A 17,373-nucleotide genomic window follows, 5' to 3' on the forward strand; every position below is an offset into this window, starting at 1 on the left:
TTTTGATCTTGCAGCTAAATCATAAATAGAAAACATGCAATCGTATTTCCTCTTTCTACGTGGGATCAACGTTGGCGGACATCACAAGGTGCCGATGGCTGAGCTAAAGAAGCTTATGGAGAAACTCGGTTTTTCTAAGGTCCAGACGCTATTGAACTCCGGTAACGTAATTTTCGAGAGTGACCAACATGATGTTTCTGCTCTGGAAAAACGCCTTTCAGAAGAACTCGAAAAGAAGTTTGGTTTTTCAATTCCGGTTTTGATAAAAAGACCCAAAGAATTGCAGGAAGTAATGGATGCCGATCCTTTCGCAGGAATTGAAGTAAAGAAAGACATTCGTCTTTACTTATCGCTGATTAGAGACTTGCCTCAAGAATACCCCGACCTGCCCTGGAAGGCCGATGACGGATCTTTTGAAATGCTGCTGATGAAAAACAACGTTCTCTGCAGTGTGCTAGATGTTTCAAAAGCGAAGACTCCCGATGCCATGAAAATCGTGGAACAAACTTTTGGAAAGGATATCACTACAAGAAATGTAAACACAATTAATAAGATGCTAGCTAAGGTTTGAGGCCGCCTATAGTACAATCTCACTATTCATTTTCCAGATTTTGAATATATTCGCTCTCTTTACCTTTCAAACTATATTTTATGAAAAGAATTTTTGCCCTCTGCCTGATTTCAACTTTTGTTTTTGCTGGATGTAGCAAATACGAAGAAGGCCCGAAGATTTCTCTGAGAACACGCACCGAACGCCTTAGCAACATGTGGGATTACGACAAATTGGAAGTTGCCAATGAAGATCGAACCGATGAAGTGCTTGGTGCAACTATGGAACTTCAAAAAGATGGTGACTGGAATCAACGTAATGGCCTCGGAGAATTGGTTGCCTTAGGTAACTGGGAGTGGGAGGACGATCAGGAAACAGTGAGACTCAACTATGAGATTCCTGGTGAGACTATCGAGCCGCTTGACTGGAAAATTATCAAGCTTGAGGAGCACCAACTCATTGTGGAATATACTTTTGAAGACAATTACGTCTATATTGAGTTTGGCGACTAAACAGTTTCCGTTGATATCTGTGCCGACTTAGTCGGACCCTGTTTCTGACGTCAGCCTAATGTCAAAAATCCCAGGTGAACCGGGCAATCAGTGCCCTATTTTTCTGTTGTACTCTTTTCTTCCAATTGAATTAACTTTGGAGAGATGTACTGCGAACTATCGCGAACAGAAAAGTTGAGCAGATGGCTATAAAGAGAAACACACCTTTACTTCGGGGAGTTACGAGCAAACTGGTGATTACCATTGTGCTTGCGATTGCGGCCATTGCAGCTACTGTCTTTTTCATGAGGTCGAGCTTTGCTGATGTGCTCCAAAGCGTAGACCGGCTAGCAGACCCCAATGAGAAGTTGAGCTCGCTAAACGATTTCTATAAGGAAGTTTCGCAGCTCGAGCGTGAGCAGCAGGTGCGTATTTTGCAGTCACCGAGCAGCTCGGTTGCCGAGATCACATCTGAGTCCGATTCGCTGATTGGCGAGGTTGAGAAGCTCAAAGATTTGGACTGGAGCTCTTCTGAGCAGTACGACAGGCTCGACTCGATAAAGTCAATTTTGTCGCTTAGAAACGATTTGCTAGTCGATTACCACGCCATTCAGTCGCGATTTTCCAACGACAGCTATCTCCGAGAGCACCTCGACTCTCTGACCAACATTGTCCAGTCCCAGGCCATCACGCGAGATACTAGCGTTGTGACTACGGAGCACAAAAAAATAACGAGCTCTCAGTCTGAAACAGAAGAAAGTGAAGACGAGGGTGAAAAAGAAGAGGAGAAGAAGGGTTTTTTCCAAAGACTTTTTGGCGGTAAGAACGATGAAGAAAAAGCTGAGCCTGAGCCTAAGGTCACCGAGGAAACCACCGTTACGATCGATACGTTGGCCATTTCAAAACGCGATTCGGTTTTGGAAAACGCCTCTGAGATCATTACCAAGCTCGAGCTTCGTCACAGAACGATTACTTCAGCCACGCGCGAATCTCAGCTGCAGCTGATGAACACCAGCTCCCTTCTCTTCACCCAATTGCTGAAAGTGCTCAATGAGGTGGAACAGGAAGAGCTAGATCGATTGGAAAACGAAACGACTTTGGTGGCAGACCTGATCGATTCTTCTGCAGAACACATTTACACCATTCTTATCATTTTTGGCTTACTCGCACTCGTTATGGTCGTGCTGATGGTGTCTGACGTGAGCAATGCGAATTACTATAAAAAGCAGCTTGAAGCCGAGCGCGACAGGGCCAACGAGCTCAGCGAAATCAAAGAGCGATTCCTGGCGAATATGAGCCACGAAATTCGAACTCCCTTGCAGAGTATTCTCGGTTTTTCAGAGCAGCTTCTCAATGATCAACCACAAAATGAAAAGCTGCAAACGGTTCATCACTCATCTCAACATTTACTGCATATTGTCAATGAAGTATTGGACTACAGCCGAATTTCTGCCGGCAAATACGAGCTCAACAAATCTGACTTCAATTTGAGCGAAACGCTCGAAAAGACCATCGATAATATTCGAATTCAGGCAGCTGACAAAGGTGTGCGTGTGTGGTTCGAAAACAATGCGACTATCGACAGCCTTCATGGAGATCCATTTAGATTGAATCAGATCGTCTACAACCTCGCGGGCAATTCTGTGAAATTTACTGACGAGGGTTTTGTGAAGGTGAGCATTTTCACTGAAGATGTGGATATGAATAAGATTCAACTCGTGCTAAAAATTGAGGACTCAGGCATTGGAATGACTGAGGACGAAGTGAAAAAAGTATTTAATCAATTCGAGCAGGCCAATTCTGGAATCGCTTCGAACTTCGGTGGCACTGGCCTCGGGTTGAATATCGCCAAAACGTTGGTTGAGCTTCATGATGGAGAAATAAATATTGAAAGCGAAAAAGGAGAAGGTACGATTGTTCATGCCACCATGATTTACGAATTGCCGAAGAACAATGCCGCTGTACCGACTTCTGAGCCCGAGAGTAAAGGTAAACCGGTGGAAAGTGTTTTGATTGTGGATGACGACCAAAGTATCCTCAATCTCAGTGAGTTGATACTTAAGAAGCAAAACCTTGATTTTAAGGTGACTTCAGATTGGGAAGAGGCCTTAGAATGGGTTTCTGATCACGAGGTTGAAATGGCATTTTTGGACATGCGAATGCCCGAAATCAGCGGCTCCGAATTGAGTGAGAAGATTAAGGCTGTTTCACCTGAAACAACATGTATTGCATTTACTGCTCACGTGGTTGGTGATCAAATTGACAAAATTAAATCACTCGGGTTTGATGACATTTTACAAAAGCCATTTGCAGAAAAAGAGCTCCTCCAAAAATTGAATTTGGACCAAAGCTCAGAAATGAAAGAGAACGAATCGAAAAGTGCTTTTGTGTCTGCTATCCAAGCGTTAACGATGGGCGATGAAGAGCTCGAAGGTCGGATCGCAGCCCAGTTTTTGGGAGATACCCGGTCCGAATTGCAAAAGCTCGAATCCTCCATCGAACAAAAAGACCGAACAAATTTACTTCATCCGATTCATCGTTTATCGGGCAAGCTAGGAATGTTTGGCGCCAAATCTGTTTCTTCCATCTTTCGCCAGTTGGAAGTAACACTAGAAAACAATGAGTGGTCGGAAGAATCGTGGGAGAAGCTGAGCAGAGCAATTGCGCTCACAGAGTCTTACTGCAGTGAAGTTGAGCAATTTTTTGAAACCAAAGTCGAGTAGGTCTGCCCGCTCGATCACTTGCCTTTCATTACCGGGAACAATCTCCTAAACCACACTCTTTTTGTGTTTTCCGTAGCCGGAAAAACATCCGAAAATTGCTGTACTCCTTCAATCGTGTAAAATGCGCTTGGCATTCTTTGAGTGATCAACGGCAATATCTTTGGGACGTTTTTTCTTTTCACAATGGAGAACAAAATATTCTTTGGGCCTTCGCCAGATTCGGCATTGATGCAGACCGTTCTGAAATTCATTTTTTCGAGATCGTCCATAAGTTCGTGAGCAGGTTCTGTGGAAATCACCCGGATCACAACCTGTCCCAGAGCCAGCTTTTGCTCAATTGCGAGGCCTACGTAGTTTCCAATTGCAAATCCTACAGCCCAACCAATGTAGGCTGCGGGGCTGCTCAGGTTTTGCATGACCTGGCCCATGGCCACAATCCAAATCAGTACTTCGAAAAATCCGAGAATAGGGCTGATTACCTTTTCGCCCTTAGAGACGAAAACGATTCTGAGCGTTCCGATACTCACATCCATGATGCGCGCAAGGCAAATCAAAAGAGGGATGATGACCCATTTTACAATTTCAGGATCCAGCGAAGAAAAAATGTCCATGATCAGGCAATTTTGATTGATTCAGTCGAAGTGCAAAAGTAAAAAGCTCCCGGGCAACTGCACCAAAAAAATTGCTGAGGTTCCAGTTATGTTTCAATGTTGTATTTCTCCATCTTGAGATAGAGCGTTTTTCGATCGATATTCAGCATTCGAGCTGCTTTCGACTTGTTGTAACGTGCCTCTTCCAGAGTTTTGAGGATGGTTTCTCGCTCGCTGTTTGCCTGTTGCGCTTTGAGGTCGTATTCGCTCGCTGCAGGCGTAGAGGACTCATTGGCTTTTTTCATTTCGGGCGGCAGTGCAATGGTCTTTATTTCGCCTTCCTCTGGCGTGAGCAAGACGGCTCTTCGCACTACGTTTTTCAGTTCCCGGATATTGCCAGGCCACGAGTAGCTTTTGAAAATGCTTACCACCTGATCTGAAAATCTGGTGGTTTTACGATTGAGCTCTTCGTTTGCCCTTTCTCTAAAAAACCTCATGAATTGGGCGAGATCTTGATGTCTTTCTCGCAGGGGAGGAACTTCAATTCTAAACTCGTTTAGTCGATGATAGAGGTCTTCTCTAAACGACCCTTTTTCTACCATGCTTTGCAGACTTTCATTCGTTGCCGTGAGGATGCGCACATCCACCTTGGTCGTTTTTGACGATCCTAGCGGCTGCACTTCTTGTTCCTGAAGTGCCCGCAAAAGTTTTACCTGCACTTCGTAAGCGAGATTTCCCACTTCATCCAAGAAGAGAGTGCCGCCATCAGCTTCCAGAAACTGACCTTGCTTATCAGTGACAGCTCCAGTAAACGCTCCTTTTACATGACCGAAAAGCTCGCTTGCAGATAGCTCGTCTGTGAGTGCTCCGCAGTCCACAGCTACAAAGGGCTTGTCAGACCTCGTACTTTCTTCGTGGATTGTGCGAGCTACGATTTCTTTTCCTGTTCCGCTTTCTCCGAGAATTATTGTGGTCAGCTGTGTGGGAGCTACCAGACTTATCATTTCCTGAAGTCTTTTGGAGATTTCGCTTTCTCCCATCACGATCTCATTTTGCTGAGAACGGTTGGTGGAGTCCTTTACAGGGCTCATCTCCTTGGGCGATTCTTTAGCTTTTCTCAGAACATCGTCAATCCGCATTTTGAGCTCCTCTGGATTGACCGGCTTTGTGATGTAATCTTTAGCGCCCATCCTCATCAACTTCACAGCTGTTTGCAGATCTGAGAAGCTGGTCATGACAATCACCGGGTCTCTTCTTCCTTTTTTGTTTATAAACTCGAGTACATCTGCACCTGTGGCATCCGGCAGGCGGTAGTCAAGCAAAATCAAATCGAAATCACCTTTCTCAATTTTGCCCATTCCAGGCTCTGCTCGCGCAGCGCTTTCTACCGTGTGCCCAAGTTTTCCCAGGTATCCTTCCAGGGTCATTACAAAGGTGGGGTCGTCTTCTATGAGGAGTATTTTTGCCATTGCTTTATTCAATGCTTCGAATATAGCCATTTGACATAAAAAAAGGTGCCGGCAAATATGCGACACCTTACTTAAAACTCATTGATCGGTTCGGCTATTTTTCGAGCGCAGTTCCGTCTTTCTTATATTTCAGGCTTTTCGTTTCGTCAGGGTTATTGCCATTCATCATTTCTATGATGTAAGTCCCATCTTCTGTAAGATATGCTTTCGTTGGTTTCCAGGGTGCCATTTCTTTTGATTTCAGCTTCTTTTGAATTGGCTGTGGAAGCTGTTCAAAGCTGACCTCCTTTTTCTTCACTTCCTGATCTTGTTTTACCATCTCCTTTTTGACCTCTTTGCTACTTTCTGTCATAGGACTCTCAGACTGTGAGTAGCTTGCGGCTACTGCAAATAGCAACGCTGTCAGGGTAAACATTAATTTTTTCATAATCGAATCGATTTTATTGGTTCATTATTTCAAATCATTGTGGGCTCTTTTCGGACCACCGCTATTTGGAAGACTAAATCTAAGCAAAAACAGATGCATGGAGATAAAATTCATAGCTGTTTTGAACCTCAGACTAAAGCTCATTAAAGCTAGATCCCTCAATTATCAAACAGTATTTTGTTTTGCTTCTTACCTCAATGCATTTTAAAGATAGAAGTGAGCTGGAGACTGAGGAGCATAAAGAAAAGCTTCCAGGAAATCTACAGTTTTGAGCCGCTGAAGTATTCTTAAGGTGTCTGGAAATTAACTCACTAAATCAAGCTGTGAAAAGACGAAAAGAAGGAGTTGAAAAAAGTTGTTTTTCATTTGATAGTCAACTGAAAAACTCGCGGCTTCATGGCTGTTAACTACTGTAGAACAAACCACTAAGTTATGAGGGATTATTTAGCATTGAAATATTGGAAAATATTAGAGGATGAAAGTATCTTTTTTATTTATTGTTTGTACATTTATCAGCCGCTATAACTATTTATGTTAACCCAAAAAACCAAGCTTTGAAGAAGGAGGAAATAGATAAAATGGTCTCTATCTGGAAAAAAGGTATGACCAATAAACTTGACAAATCAAAGCCATTAGAAAACCTCTCTGATTTAAACAGAATGGCCTCGCTGTTTGCCACAGGAAATTTTTATTACTTCATTTTTAACTGGTATACGATTGAGATGGAGTATGTAGATCCCAATATCAAAAACATACTGGGCATAGAACCGGAAGACTGGAGCGAGGTGAAATATTTGGAAATGCAAACAGAAGAGAGTCTGGCCCAAACTCAGATGAAAGAAGCAGCCGTTGGACGATATTGCTCTGAGATCATTCCCTCTAAAGATTTACCATATTATAAGTCCAGTTATTTTGTTACTATGGTGACGCCAGAAGGAAAGAAGAAGAGAATACTTCATCAGTCTAACACGCTTACCCTCTCTGATAATGGCACAACGGAACGCGTATTTTGTGTCCATACCGATTTGAGTCACATGAAAATTCTCAAAGACGAGACAGTATCGATGTTGGGTATGAATGGGCGTCCGTCTTACTATAATATTGGTGCTGAAAATCAGGCAGAAAAAAGTGATGAATTGGCCATTTTAAAACTAGACTCCAATGAATTTTCGGATAGGGAATTAGAGATTATCGAAAGACTTTCTAAAGGGGAAACCGCTAAAGAGATTGCCGAAAGATTGGAAGTAAAGGAGAATACTGTTCGAACACACAGACAACGAATACTGGAGAAGTCGGGTTGTCGAAATACTGCCGAACTAGTAACGAAATGTCTAGTTCAGGGCTTAATTTAACAGGAAAAACCCTGTATTTCGAAATAAGTTATAATAGTTTTTAATTGAAAACATTTGTGGATCAGTGACATAGGAAGCGTTAATGCAATTGCAGTATTGTCGGACGAGGTTTAAATCGCCAAATTTGCAATGTCTTCAAAAAAGCACTTCTAATCTTGAAGAGCTGGCAAATGAATGACATTTCCTATTTCACTTAACAGAAATCCGAATTTGTTTTTATTTTTTCGAATAAAACCTAAAGGCAAATTCGTGCGATTTATTTCGCGAAAAGTTTAGCATTGACTACAACGGATTCCGTTGCTACCATGCAGTTTGTCTTTGTAAATTATGAAAATAACCAATTTTGAATCTGTTGTCGTATATTTCTGAGGAATATTGAGGATTCAACATTCTGCTCTATAACCTGGCTAATCGATGAATGAAAAAATTACTGTTTGGATAATTGATGACGATCAGGTCAATAACCTGATTTGTAAGACTATGCTTAATGAGGAGCAATGGGTAAGTGATATCCGTGAATTCAATGATAGTAGGCAAGCCTTTGATCAATTGAGTCAACTTTCTGAGAGCGATTATCCGGAAGCGATTCTGCTTGATATAAATATGCCCGGACTTTCCGGATGGCAATTTCTCGAAAACGCAAAGTCACAGCTTCCAGGGTTTCAAGCTGAAACTATTCCTTGTGTCTTGCTCCTTACGTCTTCCATTGATGAATCTGACGAGGTGAGGGCTGATGAACATCCGATGGTGGAAGGAATGCTCTCCAAACCACTTGATCTAAAAAGAATGAAAGAGATTTGCTTCAAGAACGATCATAAATGAAGTTGAAGTAAAAAAGTTTCGTTCCGTGATAGATTTTAATGGTTCTATCCTTAGATTCGCTACCACTGTTAGATCAGATCTGACAGATGCATTACGAATCTTTTAGCACGCTCTGAAAACAAAAACCGAACATAGCAGGTACGAAACAGCAGTTTTGCTTTTCACACGAACTGCATCTGAAGAAGCTCTGCAAAAGGACTTCTCAGGCGCAAAAAACCTCAAAAAAGATCACAGGCTAAGTCAGCTTTTCATTGATCACGCCCGGTCGATTGCGCGACTTTCCCGGATCCCGCTTGTTGTCATCACTTCCTCAGATCAAAGAGGAAGTACTTTCGGTGAGCGATTTGCCAATGCCATTCAGAATGTGCTAGAGCGAGGTTACCAGAACGTAATCTCCATTGGCAACGATTGTCTTTCGCTTTCACCTTCCGATTTGAAGCTGGCCAAGTCCACACTCGCTTCAGGAAAGCCGGTAGTCGGCCAATCAACTTCGGGAGGAGCGTATCTCATAGGAGTTTCAAAAAAGGATTTTCAGCAAACGACTTTCGAGCAGCTCAGTTGGAATTCTTCAAATCTCTTTGAATCGCTCAAAAAATATTTTACTGACAAATCTCTTAGGCCGCTGGAGTTGTCTGTGAAAGTTGATGTGAATCACAGTAAAGAACTGAGCCTGGCACTTAGGGAAATACCGGTGTGGTTTGCAATCAGGAAATCACTTGAAACAATCTGTTTTGGATTTTTCACACCGCTGCCAAAAAGCGAAAGAATAGAATCTTCTTTCACTTCCAGGATTGACCTTTCAAGAGCACCCCCTTCCACGAATTTACTCTGAGCAAATCCGGTTTACTTCAATTTTACGTATTTAATTATCAATCAAAGAGGTGGTGATAACACCAGCCTTCAATAATCTATTATTCCAATGGAAAAGACCTATTACAACCCTGAAGACCTTAAGAAATTTGGTGACATTGCCGAGTTTGAACCCAAACTAGCCAAGAAGTTTTTTGACTGGTATGGTGATGTTTTTGCCGAAGGTGCTCTAACAGAAAGAGAGAAGTCACTAATTGCTCTGGCCGTTGCGCATGCCATTCAGTGCCCTTATTGTATTGATGCGTACACACAGGATACGCTCGAAAAAGGTTGTGGCAATGCAGAAATGATGGAAGCAGTGCATGTGGCCGGTGCCATTCGCGGAGGTGCTTCTATGGTTCACGGAGTTCAAATGATGAATAAAGTGAAAAAATTGTCGATGTAAAATCACTTATCCTTCTCAACCTCTTTCTAAAAATCTCTAAAAAAGAAAGGATTATTTATGCTGAAAAGTTTGAAAGCAAGACGTAGTGAGCTCTCGTACAAACAGAAACAAATCGATCATCTCGAGGGTGGTAAATTTGAAACTGGCGAGCTTAAGACGTTTGAAGATCACTTAAGAGAAATTGATGATTATCCACTGAAGCCAACTGGAATAGAAATCTTCCAGGTAAATGTGGGCTACATGTGCAATCAGGTTTGTAAGCACTGCCACGTGGATGCAGGTCCTGATAGAAAAGAGATCATGACCAAAGAGACCATCGATCAGTGCTTGAAAGTGATCGAACGCATTGGGGTGAAAACACTCGACCTCACCGGTGGCGCACCTGAGATGAATCCACATTTTAGATATTTCGTCAGTGAGGCAGTGAAAAGAGGAGTAGAAGAAGTGATTGTGAGATGTAATCTAACGATCATCGTTGCTAACAAAAAGTACTACGATCTACCACAGTTCTTTAAGGAAAATAAAGTGAGAGTAGTGTCTTCATTGCCTTATTTTGATGCTTCTAAGACTGATGCCCAGCGAGGTGAAGGTGTTTTCAGCAAATCGATAGAAGCCCTGAAAATGCTCAATGAAGTTGGTTACGGAGTAGAAGGCTCCAAGCACAAGCTCGATTTGGTTTACAATCCGAACGGGGCTTTTTTGCCTGGAGATCAGCAGACCTTGGAAAATCAATTCAAACGACAATTGAAGCGCAATTTTGACATTGAGTTCAACAATTTGCTTTGCATCACCAATCTTCCCATCGCCAGGTTCTTAGATTACCTAATTGCCAGCGGAAACTACGATGAGTATATGGAGAAGTTGGTGAATGCATACAATCCGGCATCGGTTCGAAATGTAATGTGTCGCGACTCAATTTCTGTGAGTTGGGATGGCTGGCTCTACGATTGTGATTTCAATCAAATGCTTGAGCTTAAGGTAGATAAAGAGCTCGGAAATCATATTTCGGAGTTCGATGAAGAAAAATTGAATCAACGTACGATTAAAACCGGGCAACACTGTTTTGGCTGCACAGCAGGAGCAGGTTCAAGTTGCCAGGGAGCGACTACCTGATAGACTTATTGATTTCAAAGTAATATTGATTGAGAGCCTCTCAACTCTTGTGGTTGAGGGGCTTTTTTCTTTTATGAAAGAACATCTTCATAGACAATGTCTTCAGAAGCCAGAGTGAATATTATTGTCGGTAAGTCTGCGGTTCTTAATTGCATGTTCGAGAAGTAATTCACAAAATCAAATTCACCGGTAGGTTCAGCCATGCCCAGGAAAATCAGATCAGCCCCTTGAGAGCTCTGGTGTAAGATCGAATAGAAATCTTGTTCGCTATCGCAAATCACTTCAGTGTTAACGTCAATTCTCATCTGGCCAACAATGTTCTCGAGATTTTTTCGGGCTCCTTGAGCAGCATTTTCAGAAGTGGTCAGCATTTTTAGATTTATTTGAGCATTCTGCCAATCCAGGCTGTTTTGAAGTAGGAATGCCAGTACGATCATGAGGCCACCATTGGCTTTGAGTCCACCCCACCAAATGTCAATCCGCTCATTTTTAATTTTGTGCTCAGTCTCATTTTCTCGCACAACGAGCACGTTTCGCTGAGAGCGATAAAAATGGCTGATCATCTCACAATAGTTGGTTTTGGTCTCTTCATTTTCCGAAGCTCCCAGCACGATGGTGTTGGGAACCATTTGGCCAAGACCGTAGGTATCGACTAACTGTTTCGATCCTTCAAAAGGATCGGGAGAGGAAAAAACTCGAACCAGACTGCTAATTCCGCGCTGAAAGAGGTATTCTGAGATTCTGGCCTCCATTGCGTTTTGTCTCTCTACTGGCACGTCTGGGTCGGTGATGGTAGTGCACACGGTCATTATGGCTTTGCTTTGGGAAAGACTGTTGGCGAGTTCGATGAGGTGCCAACGCTTGGTAGGCGCTCCAGAAAGCACGAGAATATGCGGTCGCCAGTTTTTGGGATCGGCATTTCGCTTAATTCTCATGAGCCCTGCTCGAACCATTGCCATCCAAACACCCTGGCGAACATCACCCCAGGCCGTTTGCAGTTTTCTCTTTTGTAGCCAAAAGAAAACCAGAAGAATGAAAAGAAGCGCAGCTACAGTTGCAAGTGCATTTATTAAAAGCATGACTGCAATACAGCCGAACGCGCCCAAAAGTGAAAAGACCCAGTGAACCTTAAAGGTCGGTCTGAATGAAGGACTGCCCAGAAATCTCTCAAGTCCTGCGGCAATGTTGAGAACCCCGTAGGTGGTGAGGAAAAACATTGTCAAAACGGGAGCTACTACGTTTAGGTTTCCGAAGTAAACAGCTACCAGTGCAAGGGCGAGTGTAACGATGGTGCCGATACGCGGGCTGTCGTCATCTCCCGTCCCGCGGCCCAGCCAACGAAGTTTTCTAGGAAGCACGCTGTCTCTGGCCAGGGCTTGTAAAACACGAGGGGCTCCCAAAATGCTGCCAATGGCGCTACTCAAAGTCGCACCCCAAACACCCAAAAGGATGGCATCGCCCCAGTAGGCGATTTTTCTCATGATTAATGGATCATCTATTAGGGTGAGTGCATTGGCTCTATTGGCCAACAAAATCGGCAAACCCATGTAGATCAAATATCCCACTCCGATGGCTGCGAACGTTCCTTTTGGAATGGATTTAGCAGAATCTTTAAGGTCGCCCGACATGTTGACCCCAGCCATAATTCCGGTAACAGCGGGAAAGAAAACAGCAAACACTACCCAGAAAGGCTCGGAGTTTCTGTCGGTGGCACCCCACATTTCGATAGTGGTTTCTTCTATTGGTTTGCCAAAGGCCAATGATATGAGTGAAATGGCAATGGCTGCCATGATAAAGTACTGACTGCGAATGGCGATTTTTGCTGAGAAGATGGCCAAAACACCAACTACGAGTGTAACGATCAGGCCTACACTCGTTTGGTCGAATTGTGGGAAAACCCCCGAGAAACTCTCCGCAAAACCAATAGTGTAAAGTGCTACAGAAAGTGCCTGAGCCAAATAAAGCGGAATTCCAACAGCGCCCCCAGTCTCGATACCCATCGAACGGCTAATCATGTAATAAGCTCCACCTGCTCTAACCCGTTGGTCGGTGGCTATAGAGGCAATTGAAAGAGCTGTGAAAAAAGTGATTAAAGTGGAAAGTGTCACAATCAGAAGAGTACCGAGCAGGCCGACATTTCCTACGACCCACCCAAAACGGAGATACATGATAACCCCGAGGATGGTGAGAATAGAAGGAGTGAAAACTCCCCCAAAGGTGCCAAAACCTGTTTTGTTTTCCGGATTGACTGTTTGTGCTGGACCGGAACCATTCCCCCGACTATTCGCCATTTTTCAAAGAAAAGAAATAAAGGTTAAAGTCTGAGGAGAATCCCGAATTGAAAGCGTTGGTTGAGAAATGGATCAAAGACCGATTGCCTTGTCGGCAATTCTGGGTCTTTTTCATTCTGCCCCTTCTTCAAGCAAGCTTGAGTCGGATTAGAATGAAAAAGACCGGTTTCGCAACATGCGAAACCGGTCTTTGATCATCTAGTGATCGCGCCAGGATTCGAACCTGGGACCGTCTGCTTAGAAGGCAGATGCTCTATCCAGCTGAGCTACGCGACCATTACTTTACCTCATTTCAGTCGAACCTGGAACCGTCCCGGTTTAAGAAACCGGGATGCTCTATCCAGCTGAGGTACGCGACCATTACTTTACCTCATTTCAGTCGAATCTGGAACCGTCCCGGTTTAAGAAACCGGGATGCTCTATCCAGCTGAGCTACGCGACCATTACTTTACCTCATTTCAGTCGAATCTGGAACCGTCCCGGTTTAAGAAACCGGGATGCTCTATCCAGCTGAGCTACGCGACCAAAAGGCCCGCTAATCGTTTTTAGCGGGCGGCAAAGATATATATTATTTTGAATCTAGCATAAGAATTTGCAGGTAGGAAGTCAGGCTTTCTGATTCTCAAAAATTAAGATAAAAGATAAGTAACTGCCTTTTCTCTATCGATGAAAAAACGCACCGGGAAGCCATTAGAGTAAACTATACTTTCGTAGAGGCGAGCTTTTTGAGTTTTCTGTACTTTCACTACGACAGCAATCTTCAATGCTCGCAGCTTGGGAGGGAAGTTTCTCAGGAAATTGACGATCTCCAGTTCTGAAAGGTCTGCTTTTGCTTCAATGGTTTCAATCAGAATACGATTTTCGTTTTGATCAATCACATTCTTGGAGAGAAGGGAAACTAACAGTTCCAGGTCCTTGCTTCGGATATTTCCGCGCAGGATCAGGTACGGGCAGCTTGCCCGCTCTAGCCGTGTTAGTTCGTATTCCAAGAAAAGGTGTTATTTGAGTATGCCAGAGGAAGTTACAAAATAATGCAGTTGCATGCCATTCAAAATTAAAATCTATTTCTTTGTGGAATGCAATTGTTCTATTTCCCACGTACATCAGACAACACCATTGAATTGCCCGCTGACGAATCTCGCCACCTGGTGAAGGTGCTCAGAAAGAAGGTGGGAGATATCGTTCACGCCACCGATGGAGAAGGGTTTTTGATTGAGGCTAAACTGCTCGATGAAAACCACAGAGGCGTTCGACTCGAAAAGTTGAAAGAAGAAAAGCAACCGGAAAGGACGTATGAATTCACTTTGGCAATCGCTCCTGTAAAAAACAATGACCGACTTGAGTGGTGCATCGAAAAGGCCACTGAAATTGGAGTGACCCGCATTGTGCCAATTCTCTGTGAACACGCAGAAAGAAAAAAAATAAAACTCGATAGATTAGAGAGAATTGCTATCTCTGCAATGAAACAATCTAATCAGTTTTATAAACCTCAAATTGAGGAGTTGACGAAGTTCAAAGACTTCATTGAGGAACGAGGCGAAGGAGAACGGTATATCGCGCACTGCGAAGAAGACCAGCCCAGGAGACAATTTGTATCGCAGGTGAAATCTGGTGTACCAACTACCATTCTTATCGGTCCTGAAGGCGACTTCTCGCCCGATGAAATTGAACAAGCATTAGAAAGTGGCTTTGGTCCAGTGGCACTTGGTAACACTCGATTGCGCACGGAAACGGCTGCTGTGGTAAGCGCAACTATCGTTGCTTCGAAAAATGCTTTTTAAGGCTTACTTTTCTGGTCCTTCGGGAATTGGCATCCAGTGAGTCACATCACCAAAAAAGTGATTGCTGTTTCCTTCGCCCTGCCAAAAATGAGGACCGTGTTTCTGTCTTTTCTCTGTTCCTTCTTCGTAAAAATTTTTGAGAAAGTGGAGGACAATTACTTCACGGATCTCAAACTCCAGTGTCTTTCCGGGAAGGAATACCTTGTTCTCTGGAATAAAAGCCAACACGCGCTGGCCATTTTCGGGTAGTTTTTTAGAAATGTCGATCCAATCCAAAAGGCTCATATCTTTTTTGACAGATGAAACGTTCGATTTTTTCTTCAGTTAAAGGCTTTTCAATGTAGTATTTGACTGCATCAAATTGGGTTGATTTTTCAATATCAGCAAAATGCAACGAGGAACTCAACATGATCACATCTGGATTTATCGGAATGGTTTTCAACTGTGTTAAAAACTCCCATCCGTTCATTTCTGGCATGTTGATATCCAGGAGAATAAGATCTGGCTCAGCAACCTTTCCCTCTTTCAAATATTGAAGAACGAGTGTAGCATCCTGAAATGAGTTGACCATCACTTTTGGAAGGCAGAAGGACACGAACTGTCTGTTTAATAGACAGTTAATTCTGTCGTCATCAATTATCAGAATATGTTTATAAGTACATTCCACTGCTTCCTGTAAAAGTCTGAATTTAAGAGCCTTTTGTAGCTACATGTAAAGCTAGCTAAAAAATAGGCTGTGTGAAGAACATGTGGACTTCTTGTTAATGCAGCAATGTGCATTACTCGTTATCAACAGGAAATTAACGAGATATGAACACTGCGGTTCCTATTTTCATCATCGCATCATAGTCAGTCTTATTCCACACTGTGCCCGATTCGCTAATCTGATAATGCTTGTCAGTCAAAGTGATCAAAAAGGGGTAGTTTTCATCATCACTTTTTTGCCCTGAACCCACTTTATGATCACGCCCCTGGCTGTCGTACCAAACAAGTGAAGAGTCGGGAAGCAAGAAGTAATTTTTTGTATCTGAAATGAAGTTGACGGATAGCACGGGGGTTTCAAATACTCGGTCCACAAACTCACATTTAATCCTTTCAAGGCCAGACTTACTCGCTTCGTTCCATCCATTTGCAGCAGCAATTTTCCTCTGGTTTCTTGGAGGGTGCGAGTCAGAGCCCTGGTGTGTGCCTGTGAACGGTATAACCGCTAAGGCCTCTTTTTTACTTGCTCCCAGGCGATAGAGAATGTAGCCAGCAAATCGATCGCATTTCAATTCGTCCAATTTGTCGATATCTGCAGGGTTTAGGGTGTGACCCAAAAAATGATGAGCCATTTCGTGCGCGAGGATGCTCACTACAGACCAATCAGTTTGCGATGAATCCCGTATTTGCCCTAGCGCAACCGGATTGAAAGCGATGTGTTGTTCGTTCGCCTTGATGTATGCAACGGCTTTTGTTACAGAGTGATCTTCAGTCACGATCATTTCTGGAAAAAGACCTGAAATGCTACAGATTTGATTCACAATAACCTTTGCCTGTTGCTCTGTGAAATAGGATTGTGAGAACAGGTTTGAAGAATAAATGAGACCAATGAAAATCAATATAAAAAGGCGCATAAAAGTCTTTTGTTTCAGACTTGAATGCGCCTTCATGAGTTGCGTTGTAAAGCTTTTACTTTTCCACCTTAATGAATCTTTCGCTGAGTATTTCACCGCTGGCAGTTTGAATCTTTACGATATAGCTACCGGCTGAATAATCGGAAATATCGAGCATGACTTTATTGAAAAAGCTACCTAGTTGTTTTTCTTCCACAAGCTGGCCTTTCATGCTGAAAACTTTGATAGTTCCCGATTCATTTCCTTCCAAATCGTAGTCGATAGTAATCTGTGAGTCTGAAGGGTTGGGGTATAACTTCACTTGATCCAAAATTTCATCTTCTTCTGTCAGACCAGTCATAGTGCTATCCATCCTTGAAGTATTTCTCGGAAGTTGCCCGCATAGATGATATATTCTACTTAAAGGAGCACCCCAAACACTTCCTTCAAGATGAAGTAGGCTACCATTGGAGCCAGACACAATTCCGTTGGACTCGGGTGTAGCCGTATTAAATGCATTGTAAACAACGTCTTCTTCACTCAGTAATTCTGTTTCATCTTCGCGAATCACTTTCGTCCAGACTTGTGTTTGGCCTGACCAGGAAATTAAATATTCAATGTTGGTGGTGTCACAGTCAAACAAAGTTCTTGAGACGTGAAACATGTTGTACTGACCTGATCCTTGATAATTATAGGGAATGTCTACTGAGCGATACAAAGTATAGTCTTCATTGTAAAGATCAAAGTGGTTTTCTGAAGGTTCGTATACCAGGATTTTCGGCATGTCGTGATCTATGAGTAATACCCGAACTTCGTAAGAGTAGCCTTCGATTTCGGCAATCTCGTCAATCTGACCAAAAGATAAATAGGCAAGAAATAAGAACGGTAGTAAGATTAATTTTTTCATAATTAGA

General features: G+C 43.0%; 18 protein-coding genes and 1 tRNA gene. 9 read left to right on the forward strand and 10 right to left on the reverse strand.

The genetic code is table 11. The features are described 5' to 3' along the window. The first annotated feature begins 34 nt into the window (after window positions 1–34). The 3 genes from ABHV44_RS15130 to ABHV44_RS15140 all read left to right on the forward strand — a co-directional run bounded on the left by ABHV44_RS15130 (window position 35) and on the right by ABHV44_RS15140 (window position 3,764). Window positions 35–571 carry a DUF1697 domain-containing protein gene (locus ABHV44_RS15130; RefSeq protein WP_459075557.1) on the forward strand — a complete coding sequence of 179 codons (537 nt, stop codon included), beginning with the start codon at window positions 35–37 and terminating at the stop codon, window positions 569–571. Between the two features lie 80 nt (window positions 572–651). Beyond that, the gene (locus ABHV44_RS15135) at window positions 652–1,062 is read left to right on the forward strand and encodes a hypothetical protein (RefSeq protein ID WP_459075558.1); all 411 of its coding nucleotides are present in this window, start codon (window positions 652–654) and stop codon (window positions 1,060–1,062) included. A 182-nt stretch (window positions 1,063–1,244) separates the two neighbouring features. Then, window positions 1,245–3,764: an ATP-binding protein gene (locus ABHV44_RS15140; RefSeq protein ID WP_459075559.1), complete on the forward strand. Its 2,520-nt coding sequence runs from the start codon at window positions 1,245–1,247 to the stop codon at window positions 3,762–3,764. A gap of 14 nt (window positions 3,765–3,778) precedes the next feature. Here the strand turns inward: ABHV44_RS15140 and ABHV44_RS15145 are convergent, their stop codons facing one another. The 3 genes from ABHV44_RS15145 to ABHV44_RS15155 form a co-directional block, all read right to left on the reverse strand. Next, complete coding sequence (locus ABHV44_RS15145) at window positions 3,779–4,375, reverse strand: DUF2179 domain-containing protein (protein ID WP_459075560.1); 597 nt, start codon at window positions 4,373–4,375, stop codon at window positions 3,779–3,781. An 86-nt stretch (window positions 4,376–4,461) separates the two neighbouring features. Next, entirely contained in the window at window positions 4,462–5,823 is a 1,362-nt protein-coding gene (locus tag ABHV44_RS15150; protein ID WP_459075561.1) for a sigma-54-dependent transcriptional regulator, read from the reverse strand. A 94-nt stretch (window positions 5,824–5,917) separates the two neighbouring features. Then, a complete protein-coding gene (locus ABHV44_RS15155; protein WP_459075562.1) occupies window positions 5,918–6,250 on the reverse strand; it encodes a hypothetical protein in 333 nt (110 codons plus the stop codon). Between the two features lie 554 nt (window positions 6,251–6,804). Between ABHV44_RS15155 and ABHV44_RS15160 the strand changes: the two genes are divergently transcribed. The 5 genes from ABHV44_RS15160 to arsS all read left to right on the forward strand — a co-directional run bounded on the left by ABHV44_RS15160 (window position 6,805) and on the right by arsS (window position 10,792). Further along, window positions 6,805–7,602, forward strand: coding sequence for a response regulator transcription factor (locus ABHV44_RS15160; RefSeq protein ID WP_459075563.1), 798 nt, complete (start codon window positions 6,805–6,807; stop codon window positions 7,600–7,602). A gap of 414 nt (window positions 7,603–8,016) precedes the next feature. Beyond that, the gene (locus tag ABHV44_RS15165) at window positions 8,017–8,424 is read left to right on the forward strand and encodes a response regulator (RefSeq protein ID WP_459075564.1); all 408 of its coding nucleotides are present in this window, start codon (window positions 8,017–8,019) and stop codon (window positions 8,422–8,424) included. 154 nt (window positions 8,425–8,578) lie between these two features. Next, window positions 8,579–9,256 (forward strand): DUF2064 domain-containing protein, encoded by a 678-nt coding sequence (locus tag ABHV44_RS15170; protein ID WP_459075565.1) that lies wholly within the window; start codon window positions 8,579–8,581, stop codon window positions 9,254–9,256. 87 nt (window positions 9,257–9,343) lie between these two features. Beyond that, window positions 9,344–9,679 carry an arsenosugar biosynthesis-associated peroxidase-like protein gene (locus ABHV44_RS15175; protein WP_459075566.1) on the forward strand — a complete coding sequence of 112 codons (336 nt, stop codon included), beginning with the start codon at window positions 9,344–9,346 and terminating at the stop codon, window positions 9,677–9,679. A 57-nt stretch (window positions 9,680–9,736) separates the two neighbouring features. Then, entirely contained in the window at window positions 9,737–10,792 is a 1,056-nt protein-coding gene (gene arsS, locus ABHV44_RS15180) for an arsenosugar biosynthesis radical SAM (seleno)protein ArsS (RefSeq protein ID WP_459075567.1), read from the forward strand. A gap of 71 nt (window positions 10,793–10,863) precedes the next feature. On the opposite strand, the gene ABHV44_RS15185 is transcribed toward arsS, so the two are convergent. From ABHV44_RS15185 to ABHV44_RS15195, 3 genes are all read right to left on the reverse strand, one after another. Beyond that, window positions 10,864–13,083, reverse strand: coding sequence for an APC family permease (locus ABHV44_RS15185; RefSeq protein WP_459075568.1), 2,220 nt, complete (start codon window positions 13,081–13,083; stop codon window positions 10,864–10,866). 202 nt (window positions 13,084–13,285) lie between these two features. Continuing rightward, a tRNA-Arg gene (locus ABHV44_RS15190) sits at window positions 13,286–13,359 on the reverse strand. 353 nt (window positions 13,360–13,712) lie between these two features. Continuing rightward, a complete protein-coding gene (locus ABHV44_RS15195; protein WP_459075569.1) occupies window positions 13,713–14,072 on the reverse strand; it encodes a hypothetical protein in 360 nt (119 codons plus the stop codon). A gap of 87 nt (window positions 14,073–14,159) precedes the next feature. Between ABHV44_RS15195 and ABHV44_RS15200 the strand changes: the two genes are divergently transcribed. Further along, window positions 14,160–14,864, forward strand: a complete 705-nt coding sequence (locus ABHV44_RS15200) for a 16S rRNA (uracil(1498)-N(3))-methyltransferase (RefSeq protein ID WP_459075570.1) — start codon at window positions 14,160–14,162, stop codon at window positions 14,862–14,864. Window positions 14,865–14,867: 3 nt separating this feature from the next. Here ABHV44_RS15200 and ABHV44_RS15205 read toward each other — a convergent pair whose 3' ends face one another. The 4 genes from ABHV44_RS15205 to ABHV44_RS15220 all read right to left on the reverse strand — a co-directional run bounded on the left by ABHV44_RS15205 (window position 14,868) and on the right by ABHV44_RS15220 (window position 17,366). After that, window positions 14,868–15,140 (reverse strand): DUF551 domain-containing protein, encoded by a 273-nt coding sequence (locus ABHV44_RS15205; protein WP_459075571.1) that lies wholly within the window; start codon window positions 15,138–15,140, stop codon window positions 14,868–14,870. Further along, window positions 15,118–15,531 (reverse strand): response regulator, encoded by a 414-nt coding sequence (locus ABHV44_RS15210; RefSeq protein ID WP_459075572.1) that lies wholly within the window; start codon window positions 15,529–15,531, stop codon window positions 15,118–15,120. Before ABHV44_RS15210 ends, ABHV44_RS15205 begins: the two co-directional genes overlap by 23 nt. 133 nt (window positions 15,532–15,664) lie before the next feature. Then, window positions 15,665–16,480, reverse strand: coding sequence for a M48 family metalloprotease (locus ABHV44_RS15215; protein WP_459075573.1), 816 nt, complete (start codon window positions 16,478–16,480; stop codon window positions 15,665–15,667). 55 nt (window positions 16,481–16,535) lie between these two features. Beyond that, window positions 16,536–17,366: a T9SS type A sorting domain-containing protein gene (locus tag ABHV44_RS15220; protein WP_459075574.1), complete on the reverse strand. Its 831-nt coding sequence runs from the start codon at window positions 17,364–17,366 to the stop codon at window positions 16,536–16,538. Between the last annotated feature and the right edge of the window lie 7 nt (window positions 17,367–17,373).

This window comes from Halocola ammonii (assembly GCF_049334165.1).
In the GTDB taxonomy this organism is placed as follows: Bacteria; Bacteroidota; Bacteroidia; order Flavobacteriales_D; family Sanyastnellaceae; genus JBEGHD01.

Excerpts from the sequence above, each read along its gene's own strand:
- ABHV44_RS15130 (WP_459075557.1), top strand. The coding sequence starts at position 35 with ATGCAATCGTATTTCCTCTTTCTACGTGGGATCAACGTTGGCGGACAT.
- ABHV44_RS15135 (WP_459075558.1), top strand. The coding sequence starts at position 652 with ATGAAAAGAATTTTTGCCCTCTGCCTGATTTCAACTTTTGTTTTTGCT.
- ABHV44_RS15140 (WP_459075559.1), top strand. The coding sequence starts at position 1,245 with ATGGCTATAAAGAGAAACACACCTTTACTTCGGGGAGTTACGAGCAAA.
- ABHV44_RS15145 (WP_459075560.1), bottom strand. The coding sequence starts at position 4,375 with ATGGACATTTTTTCTTCGCTGGATCCTGAAATTGTAAAATGGGTCATC.
- ABHV44_RS15150 (WP_459075561.1), bottom strand. The coding sequence starts at position 5,823 with ATGGCAAAAATACTCCTCATAGAAGACGACCCCACCTTTGTAATGACC.
- ABHV44_RS15155 (WP_459075562.1), bottom strand. The coding sequence starts at position 6,250 with ATGAAAAAATTAATGTTTACCCTGACAGCGTTGCTATTTGCAGTAGCC.
- ABHV44_RS15165 (WP_459075564.1), top strand. The coding sequence starts at position 8,017 with ATGAATGAAAAAATTACTGTTTGGATAATTGATGACGATCAGGTCAAT.
- ABHV44_RS15175 (WP_459075566.1), top strand. The coding sequence starts at position 9,344 with ATGGAAAAGACCTATTACAACCCTGAAGACCTTAAGAAATTTGGTGAC.
- arsS (WP_459075567.1), top strand. The coding sequence starts at position 9,737 with ATGCTGAAAAGTTTGAAAGCAAGACGTAGTGAGCTCTCGTACAAACAG.
- ABHV44_RS15185 (WP_459075568.1), bottom strand. The coding sequence starts at position 13,083 with ATGGCGAATAGTCGGGGGAATGGTTCCGGTCCAGCACAAACAGTCAAT.
- ABHV44_RS15200 (WP_459075570.1), top strand. The coding sequence starts at position 14,160 with ATGCAATTGTTCTATTTCCCACGTACATCAGACAACACCATTGAATTG.
- ABHV44_RS15215 (WP_459075573.1), bottom strand. The coding sequence starts at position 16,480 with ATGCGCCTTTTTATATTGATTTTCATTGGTCTCATTTATTCTTCAAAC.
- ABHV44_RS15220 (WP_459075574.1), bottom strand. The coding sequence starts at position 17,366 with ATGAAAAAATTAATCTTACTACCGTTCTTATTTCTTGCCTATTTATCT.